This is a genomic window from Rhodoferax sp. (assembly GCF_028689295.1).
Classification (GTDB): Bacteria; Pseudomonadota; Gammaproteobacteria; order Burkholderiales; family Burkholderiaceae_C; genus Rhodoferax.
In genome coordinates, this window is sequence record NZ_JAQTWL010000016.1 from 74285 (window position 1) to 83845 (window position 9561).

7 protein-coding genes are annotated in these 9561 nt (G+C 59.0%); 2 read left to right on the forward strand and 5 right to left on the reverse strand.

Annotation, left to right across the window (positions count from 1 at the left end; genetic code table 11):
* Positions 1-34 precede the first annotated feature (34 nt).
* Together rpiA and PHF15_RS13265 are read left to right on the forward strand one after the other, a co-directional pair.
* Positions 35-715: a ribose-5-phosphate isomerase RpiA gene (gene rpiA, locus PHF15_RS13260; RefSeq protein ID WP_300121750.1), complete on the forward strand. Its 681-nt coding sequence runs from the start codon at positions 35-37 to the stop codon at positions 713-715.
* A gap of 90 nt (positions 716-805) precedes the next feature.
* Positions 806-2176, forward strand: coding sequence for a TrpB-like pyridoxal phosphate-dependent enzyme (locus PHF15_RS13265; RefSeq protein WP_300121752.1), 1371 nt, complete (start codon positions 806-808; stop codon positions 2174-2176).
* Positions 2177-2686: 510 nt separating this feature from the next.
* Here PHF15_RS13265 and qatD read toward each other — a convergent pair.
* The 5 genes from qatD to PHF15_RS13290 all read right to left on the reverse strand — a co-directional run bounded on the left by qatD (position 2687) and on the right by PHF15_RS13290 (position 9204).
* Positions 2687-3454, reverse strand: a complete 768-nt coding sequence (gene qatD / locus PHF15_RS13270; RefSeq protein ID WP_300121753.1) for a Qat anti-phage system TatD family nuclease QatD — start codon at positions 3452-3454, stop codon at positions 2687-2689.
* A 13-nt stretch (positions 3455-3467) separates the two neighbouring features.
* On the reverse strand, positions 3468-4835 hold the full coding sequence (qatC, locus tag PHF15_RS13275; RefSeq protein WP_300121754.1) for a Qat anti-phage system QueC-like protein QatC: 1368 nt from the start codon (positions 4833-4835) through the stop codon (positions 3468-3470).
* Entirely contained in the window at positions 4832-5719 is an 888-nt protein-coding gene (gene qatB, locus PHF15_RS17020) for a Qat anti-phage system associated protein QatB (protein WP_366520616.1), read from the reverse strand. The genes qatC and qatB overlap by 4 nt, the downstream gene beginning before the upstream one ends.
* On the reverse strand, positions 5719-7674 hold the full coding sequence (qatA, locus tag PHF15_RS13285) for a Qat anti-phage system ATPase QatA (RefSeq protein WP_300121758.1): 1956 nt from the start codon (positions 7672-7674) through the stop codon (positions 5719-5721). Before qatA ends, qatB begins: the two co-directional genes overlap by 1 nt.
* Before the next feature lie 105 nt (positions 7675-7779).
* The gene (locus PHF15_RS13290) at positions 7780-9204 is read right to left on the reverse strand and encodes a DUF2235 domain-containing protein (protein ID WP_300121759.1); all 1425 of its coding nucleotides are present in this window, start codon (positions 9202-9204) and stop codon (positions 7780-7782) included.
* Between the last annotated feature and the right edge of the window lie 357 nt (positions 9205-9561).

The following is a 9561-nucleotide window of genomic DNA, read 5'->3' on the forward strand; positions in this document are numbered from 1 at the left end:
ATTTTCCCCGATCAACCCGCACAAGGATTCCACGATGGCCACACTTTCACAAGACGAACTCAAAACCCTGGTGGGTCAGGCTGCGCTCAAGTATGTGGTGCCCGGCGAGATCGTGGGCGTGGGCACCGGCTCCACGGTCAACAAATTCATCGATGCGCTGGCCAGCATCAAGGACCAGATCAAGGGTGCGGTGTCAAGCTCCGTGGCCAGTACCGAACGCTTGCAGGCCTTGGGCATCCGGGTCTTTGATGCCAATGACGTGGCTGAACTGGCGGTGTACATCGACGGCGCCGACGAGATCGACCATCAGGGCTACATGATCAAGGGCGGCGGTGCGGCGCTCACGCGCGAAAAAATTGTGGCAGCCCAGTCGCGCCAGTTTGTCTGTATTGCCGACGAGTCCAAGCTGGTGCAAACGCTGGGCAAATACCCGCTGCCGGTGGAAGTCATTCCGATGGCGGCGCAGCGCGTCATGCGCCAATTTGCCGCCATGGGCGCACACGCGCAACTGCGGCTAAGGTATGACTCGCCTCTGGTGACTGACAACGGCCAGTATCTGGTCGATGTCACCGGCTTGCAAATCAGCGACCCGCTGGCCTTCGAAACGCAGGTGAACCAGTGGCCGGGCGTGGTGACGGTGGGTGTGTTTGCCTTGCAAAAAGCGCAGATTTGCCTGTTGGGTACCGCCGCTGGGGTCAAAACACTGACGTTTTGAGGGTAAACCCGGGCGCTTGTCCTGGGCGCGGTCGAGCGGATCGAAGGCATACTTCAGGCAAGCGTTATTTGTAACTTCTCAGGAGCCGATATGAGCCAGCAAACCAAGTACCTTTTGAACGAAAACCAGATGCCCAAGTTCTGGTACAACCTGCAGGCCGACCTGCCCAAGCCCTTGCCCCCGGTGTTGCACCCCGGCACCATGAAGCCGGTGGGGCCGGATGACTTGGCGCCGCTGTTCCCGATGGCCCTGATCATGCAAGAGGTGAGCCTGGAGCGCGAGATTGAAATCCCCGAGCCGGTGCGCGAAGTGTTTCAACTGTGGCGCCCAGCCCCCCTGTTTCGCGCCCATCGCCTGGAAAAAGCGCTGGGCACGCCGGCCAAAATTTATTACAAATACGAAGGCGGCAGCCCGGCCGGCAGCCACAAGCCCAACACCGCGGTGCCGCAGGCTTTTTTCAACAAGGAGGCCGGCATCAAGCGCCTGGTGACCGAAACCGGGGCCGGCCAGTGGGGCACCTCGCTGGCATTTGCCGGCCAGATTTACGGTCTGGAAGTCGAGGTGTTTCAGGTGCGTGTGTCCTACGACCAGAAGCCCTACCGCCGCGCTGTCATGGAAACCTATGGCGCGCGCTGTTTTGCCTCGCCTTCCACCGAGACCGCTTATGGCCGCTCGGTGCTGGCCAAGCGCCCCGATCACCCCGGCAGCCTGGGCATTGCCATCTCGGAAGCGGTGGAACTGGCCGTGCAGCGCGACGACACCAAATACGCGCTGGGCTCGGTGCTCAACCATGTGCTGCTGCACCAGACCATCATTGGCCAGGAAGCCATGCTGCAGATGGAAATGGCCGACGCCTGGCCCGACGTGGTGGTGGGCTGCACCGGTGGCGGCTCCAACTTTGCCGGCATCGCCTTCCCGTTCATTGGCCACGGCCTGCGCGGTGGCCCCAAGCCGCGCATTGTGGCGGTCGAGCCGGCGGCCTGCCCGTCGCTGACGCGCGGCAAATATGCCTACGACTTCGGCGACACCGGCCACATGACGCCGCTGACCAAAATGCACACCCTGGGCAGCCAGTTCACGCCGCCCGGTTTTCACGCCGGCGGCCTGCGCTACCACGGCATGGCGCCGATGGTGTCGCACGTCAAGCAACTGGGCCTGCTGGAAGCCGTGTCATACAACCAGGTCGAGTGTTTCGAGGCAGGCGTGCTGTTCGCCCGAAACGAGGGCATCGTGCCCGCCCCGGAAGCCAACCACGCCATCAAGGGCGCCATTGTCGAGGCGCTGCGCTGCAAGGCCGAGGGCAAGGCCGAGACCATTTTGTTCAACCTTTGCGGCCACGGCCACTTCGACATGACCTCGTACCAGAAGTACTTTGCCGGTGAACTGACCGACGAGCACTACGACGAGGCCGAACTGGCCATGGCGCTGGCGGGGCTGCCCAGCGTGCCGGAGCCTGCGTGAGGTAAGGATTGTCGATAACGTTGAACTGACGCTGATTTTGTTCAGTTGCTAAAGGTGATTGAACTGCTTGGTGATCGATGTCGGTTGTGGTGAACTTTCCGGCCTGAATGCCGGATTTGCGTGTCGTTGGGATGCTGTGTGTGGGTGGCACTTGACGACTAATTGCGGGTGCTCATGGGTGGCAGCTTTCGGGCAGCAGAAAGATTTTCACTGCCGAGGTTCCATAAAGCCGTCATTCAATTGGCGGCGTCCGATCCGCATTGCTGACATTGGCCGCGGGCAACTCTGAGACAGGACTACAGCGATTCCAGTCTAAGAGAATTGCGATCTGCCTGCTCGGTAGCAGTCGCTGGCAAATAGGATTCGACCGGCCGCTTTGTGGCGACCGTTTCGTCAAAGTGGGCACCCGCCATCGACCAGTTGCAGTCGCACACGAATGACTGCAATGTAGAGATCCAATTCATTGAATCTTGAGCCGTGCAAAACGAAATCCATTTGACGTCCAACTAATTACATCCCATCACCACTAGGCAACAAAATCCTTCGAACGTTATCCCTCACTGCAGCGGCAATCGAAGAGGATGTGGTTTGATGGATACGTGCCACCCCTTCCAGAACCAGAGTTACATCAGAAGGCTTCGAAGGACGATCACCTGTCTTTGTGAATGGTCCATCGGTTTCGGTCAGCAATCTATCAAGGGGGAGGGACGCAACAAGTGACGCATGTCGCTCATTCATTAACATCACTGCGTTGACCGAGAAATAGCAGCCCAAGTCGAGCGCACGCTTTGCCTCTCCCTTAGTGCCTGTGAACCAATGAAGCACGACCTTGCCTTTTGCGGATGGCAAGTAAGCTTCGATATGATCCAGCACAGCTTTCACAGCCCGGATACTGTGAACCGTAACGACTTTGTCTCCTGTATCCGCACAGCGCTGTAAGACATGCTGAAAGGCTCGTTTTTGCAGATCAAATGACCTGTAGTAGCGCGGCCCGGCGTCGAGACCAACTTCACCGATGTAGCGGGTCTCTGAAAGATACCGATCCCAAAGATCAAGCTCGTGCGCTCGCTCAGCTACCAACTGAGGGTGTAGTCCAAGCGCCGCCCGGACGTGTCGCGTGCGTTGCGCCAACTCATGATTGCGTGGCCAAGCCCTCGGCGTTGTCGTCACAGCAAGCGTAAACACACCAGCATCCTCCGATTCCTGAACCGCAGCCTGATGATTCGGGTATAGATCCAGATGGCAGTGGAAGTCCACCAAACCATTTGTCGCGATCATGTATGCCTCCACATTAGCTAGGTCTCGTGCTCACGCCATCGATCAGGCGCGCAACTTCGTCAAGGCCACGCCGATAAACATCCGCCAGTTGATCCAGCCTCGCGACTTCGTCCGCAAGCGACCCTGGTTTGTGGATGAGGAGATTCGCGAAGCCTGGGTGTCCAAGCAAACGCGCGATCGCATACTGAAAAGAGCGCACCTGCTTTCCTGTCGACTCACGGGTGTCCAGTATTTGGGCGCGAAGGTCGGACACTGTGTATGTCGTCTCGTCTTTACCGGCTCCCCACGCGCTATCCAAAGCAGCGCGCCGAATCAGGCAGGGGAGACAATATCCGCAGTGCTCGATCCCAAGGCCGTGCCATCGCCCTTTGGTTGGGGATGAGCACGACAAGGCATCAGGTGCGAGCTTGAGCAGCAATGGCCCGTTGGCGCAACCCTTGGTCATTTCGCCTTTGGTCTTGTCCCAATACGGATTCTCGACACGGCCATCGATCCCCAGCTCTGTGAGCAGCTCGTTCCAGCGCGCCATGTAGTACGGATGCGTTGTACGGGTGCTGTTTGACCCGAGTCGCAAAGGATCTAGCGGCACATTCAATGCGATCAAACCATTCTCGGGCACCCTCAGCACGAAGCCATTGCCAAGCCCTGTGCCAGCGAATACGCCCAGGGCAAAGAACAAGAACGACCTACCTCTCGTGCTGTTTTCCGAGCCGACATCCTTTACCAAGCCTTTATCGAACGTCATGCCGACGCGCAATCGGTCGAATGCCGAGTTTGCGTATTGCTTCTTCAGGCCCGCAAACAATTTCCCTTGCGCGTCACTTGTCGCGCCTTCGCCAAAGTGGCTCACCAATAAAGGGGTCGATCCGGCGTGAAGAAGATCGATGGCACCGATCAAGCTGTCCAGTCCCCCAGAAAACAGGCTCAGCGAATCAAACGGCGGTGTCAGCAGACTGGGCGGTGCTTGCTTCGCAATAGTCGCGAACCGGTCAGGCCGCGCCCGAAAGCCTATAGTCCATTGATCGCCCGTCAGAAAATTCAAGGCCTTCGTCAAGGTCGATGTCGCAGCACCCCAGCGCGCCGGGTCACTCACGGGAACGACCAGGCGGATTTCTCTTGTCCACGAATCCTGAGACTGTTCCGCACGGGAGATGCGCGTGTCTGCGGCGTGGACATGTGCGGCGACCACCAGCAGATCAATACCGATCTCCGATGGGAAGACGCCCAGGGCCTTCAGACTGGTCAGTGCACCGCCGATTCCGTGGTCCAGCATCTTCTCACCAGCCACCACTTCAAGCCGGGTCAGTTGCTCGTCGGCCGCAGTGGGAATAGACGTGCGATCGTCAGGACCGAAGTTACCTGCCAACAGTTGTCGCTTCATTGGTTCGCCTCCGCTTCGCCGAGAGACTGAAGAATCGCGAACGCGGACTCATACACCGTGTCCACGAAGGACTGAATGCGCTCGGGTGTCAAGTCGGGCGTTGCGGCGCGAGCTGCGGTGAGCGCATCGCTGACCCCGCCACGGATGAAATCACGCAGCTGGGCTTCTACGCGGTGCGCTGCCTGCGCATCGGCCGGCATCGTGACCGCCTTCGTTCCGATGTCGTTGCAAATCCTCGCTTCAATCGCATGCGTCGCATACAACTCGAAAACCGTTTGCATTTGGTCCGGCGTGAACGTCGAAAGATCGGTCAAGCCTTCGGTGGTCAACTCGATGATGGTCTCAATATACGCTTCGCGCGCGATGCCTTCATCGACTGTGCCGGCCCCTGGACAGATGTAGTCGGCAAGGCCGACAAAAATCTCCGCGATGGGGCGACCTGCGAGCGCTTCAAGGTCCAACGACCGGAGCGCTTCGCGTACACCGCGCACTTGGGCATCGGCTAGAAACCCCAGCAATCTCGCCCCGGCACCTCGCGATGCACCCATGCGTTGCGCTGCCTGGCGCGCACCGCCTGATGATGTGGATACGTAGCGTGAGACCGCCCGTCCGAGATTGGCGCGATCTCCGCCACCCGAACCGGCAAAACGAGTGAAGCTGTTGCGTGCGCCGGAGAATCTACTGGGATCGGCCGCCGCAGGAATTGCTGGACGGTTCGGCGGCGCAGGTGGCGCCGCAGGGGGAGACGGTGCAGCCCCGTCTCCATTTGGTGAGACATCCGGCGGAGTTGGGGCGGGAGGCACACCCCCACCATCCCCACCCAGCCAGGAAGGCACAAGCGGTGTACCGCCACTGGGACCACCGTAGGCTGTCGACGTTCCCATTAGCGAACTCCCTTTGTGTCTTTGAGCACCAGTTCTGCGGCGGCTTTGAGGCCCACATTGTTGGTGACCTTGCTCCAGTCATTCAACAGCTTCGTCAGGCGCGCGACACCATCCGTGTCTTTGATGACACCCTGCCACCCACGAACCGCCCAGGGGCCGCATTTGCTGGTTGGCAAGCCTTCGAGGAAATCCAGCAATTTCCCTTGCAAGCCGGGCTGGGCCTTGACCAAAACGACGAGCCCATCAACACCTGGGGGCATGGTTTCAAAAGCACCGCTGCCCATGATCTTCGTGCGTACCGCCTCGAACACCTTGTCGGCCTCGGGCTGCACGAGTTGCTTCAGTTCGGCTTCGTATGCCTGGACCGACATCTTTCCGCCGAACAACTTTTCGACCACGGCAGCGAGATGTCCGAGAACCGACACAGGACCGAAGTAGTCTTTCTTGTCCTTCGTAACAAAGAGATAAGGGCGCAGATCGACCCCCGTCAAGAACGGTTGAACGCGCGCCCAGTCGCGAATCGTCTCCGATGACTTCCATTCCACCAGCACTGCATTGTCGCCAGGCGGAGCGACCACATCACCCGGTTTGGCACCTTTTCGTTCATCCGCCGCAGGCTTGTCATCTGCTTTTGCGCTGTCCGCAGCGATGCACTTTTCCAGCGCGCCGATGTCTTCGCACAGACCGTTCACATGAACCGCCGAAACGAAGGCGATTTGTTCAAACAGCCTGGGGATGAATCGTTCGGCCAGCATCAGCTTCGCCAGCACCGGCAAGCTGATGTCCGCGCCAAACCCGCGCGCCGTTGCCGTGCGCTCCCGAAGCAACAGCGTATTCAGGAACCGCTTAATCTGACGCGGGTTGCCCTTGGTGCCGCTCGCCAGGATCGGACCGATCTGATCACTGAGCGCAAGCGCGTTGTGGGTCTTGTCGGCCTTTGCCCCGAGTGCGGCCTTGACCGTTGCGGCATCGAGACCGGCGCTCTCCCAAGGTCTTTTGAGGCGTTCACGCGCCACACCAATGAGCTTCGCGTAGCTCTCGTCATCGTCACCAATTTCGGCCCCCGTCAGCAGCAGCGTGACATAGATGCGAGTCTCTGTTTCGCCCAACGCCGGGATGCGGAACGGCACCTGGATGAGTTTTTCCAGATAGTTCCGCGCGTAGTCTCGCGGCCCGGTGGTTTCGGGTAAATCGGGAAAATGCTTGCGTACCGCGTACTCGATCATCGCCTCGTCGGCGGCAACGACGAAGGCTGTGCGCGCGGTGAAGACGAACAGCCGGATTGCTTCGAGTGTCTCGATGGCCGTATCCGGCAAGCATCGGTCGAGGTCATCAATCAACACGATGAGCTGCTTGATGCCCGCATCTTTCAAGAGCCTGTCGAACGCCTTGCGAAAGGCTTCAACCTCCTCCGGCACGTTCCTGGTTTCGCCCGGCTTCAATATCGACTTCACACCGTCGATTGCGGCGGTGAGGTTTTCTTTCGTCGCGACTTTGCTTGGGTCCGCGAACAGCCCTTCGAGAGTTCCGACGACAGCGCTGATCTGGTCCGACGTCGGAACGCCGGTGAATGCGGTCACTGCCAAGCCACCCGTCCTCTTCGCAACTTTTAGCCAGTCGATGCGATTGAAGACATCCTTGACCGTCCCTGCAGCCTTCGTCATTGCCGGGCGCTTCTCCACGAGACCTGTGACGATGCCCTCGATCAACGCGATCTTGGCGTCTTCGAAACCCTGGAAGCGCCAGCCATTGAACTTGAGGCAGAGCACGTCATCGTCGCCCGCGAATCCCGCTTCGATCATCTCCAGGACACTGGACTTCCCGGCGCCCCAGTCGCCGTGGACACCGATCGTGACGGGGTGATCCGGCTTCTCGCGCAACAGCCCGATGATCGTCGTCGCAATCGCTTCGTTGTTGAGCAAATCAACTTTGGTTTCGTTGTCAGTCAATATCATAAGATCCCTCCCTGTAACGCGCGTTATTCTTCTCGCATAGTATCCGACACATCGCTGTGAATCGCAATGTGTCCTTTCGCAATTGCGCGTTTAGCAGCGGGACCTTTAGGTCGATGCCTCGGGGTCGTGTTTGAAGAATTGGGCCAGCTTCGTGTGGCTGGATAGATTGGTGGGGCGGTATTCCCGGTCTAGGCCATGGTGAAGGACGTTTGGCAGGGCAAACCGCGCTAGGACTGTGTGATGTAACGGCGCCTGTACATCTACTTCACGCAGCTTTTCGGCCAAAAGATGGCTGAGCCAGGGATAAGAGTCGCGCATGCTCTCTACCTCGCTGTGTTGCATGCCTTTGGCGTCCGGGAAGATGTGCAACCTAGACCGGTCAACCTGAAGTGGGTGGGGTAAGCCACTGGCCTGCTCGACCATCCATTGCAGCGAGATGTCCGAGAGGCGCGACTCGTCCTCGGGATAGCTGCCGCCTATGTCTGAGTGGTTACCTGCGAACCAGACCTGCTGCAACCATTCCGGCTCGCCTGGCCGCGCCGGCCAGTCTCCGGGGGTAGCCCAGGGAACGCGGGCGAAGTCCTTGCGCGTTTCGTCGATGGATAGCGCGTGGCGGGCGTATCGCACCCGCATGTTCAGCGAGTTGTCGTAAAAGCGGAAGCGCCAGGCCGCGAGGTGCCAACGTAAGTCGCCCTTGTTGGGAAAATCGTGGATCGTCTTGAAGCTGGACTTCAAGTAGTCGGCTGCCAGCGCGATCACGATGGCGACAACGAAGGTCCCGAAGACCGGCCAGAAATTGAACCAGGGCAGCATGGAAACCATGCCTGCGGCCACTGCGGTGATCAATCCGACAAAGGAGACCAAGCCCAGGAACATGAGGAGTCGGCGCGATCCGGGAGCACCCAGCGCAGCCACCGTGTCGAAGACGCCGATGAAATATGGCACCACGTTGGACTCGCCGACGTCGTTTTCGCTGCCGTATTTGGCTCGGAAGCGGCGGGCCTTTTCCATGCGCTCTTCCCTATGCTCGGGCTTGTCGCTGCCCGAACCGTGCTCGTAGACTTGGGAGACCGCCTCATCGGCGATCTTGCGCAGGCCCTTGCCGAAGCGGGGCAATGAACTACCGTCCTCGGCGTGCGTGGGTAAGCCGCACAGGGACATAACGCCGCCCACGCACCGAGCGGTGTAGGCGCCACGGCTGAAGCCGAAGAGGAAGATGCGATCGCCGGGCTCGTAGTGCTTGAGAATCGCCTCGTAGCAATCGGTGATGTTGCGGCTGATGCCCGTGCCCGTGGCACCGCTCCATATCTTACGGAACATCTGCACCGGCCTGAATGGGATCTTGCCCTCATCGTTTTCAGTGCCCAAGCCCGCGTCGTAGAACGCGATCTGCTCCGTCGGATTGATCGGACTTTCTGAGCCAGTGCGGGATGCCCGAAACAGCTTGTAGATGTTGCTCAGGTTCTGGTCCGGTCTGAGGCCGCCGGCTTGGCCGGTGCCGTCCGAGAAGATGATGATGTTCTTAGGCATTTTCTTTTCCTCCTTTAGATCGCGCTACCGCGCGCAGACAAAAAAATTGCTCAAACTTGCCCGGCCATTGTCAGCTATGGGGGATATGTCACCAATGTCCATTTCTGGTAGAAACATTCCGGCCACTTTGAGATTCACGGCACCTAATAGCGGTCGTCAGGGGTTGTCGGGTGGAATTTGAATAGCGGCTTTCGGGCAGTGTTTTCGACTAAGCGAATGACCGGATTGGGCCTTGGATTCAACCGGTCGATGCAACGCCTTAAATTCTGCATGAGCAGAAGGAGTGTTGCAGATGAAACAAAGACCCAGGATTTACTACTCTGATAGCCAGAAGGCTCTGATGTGGGAGCGCTGGAA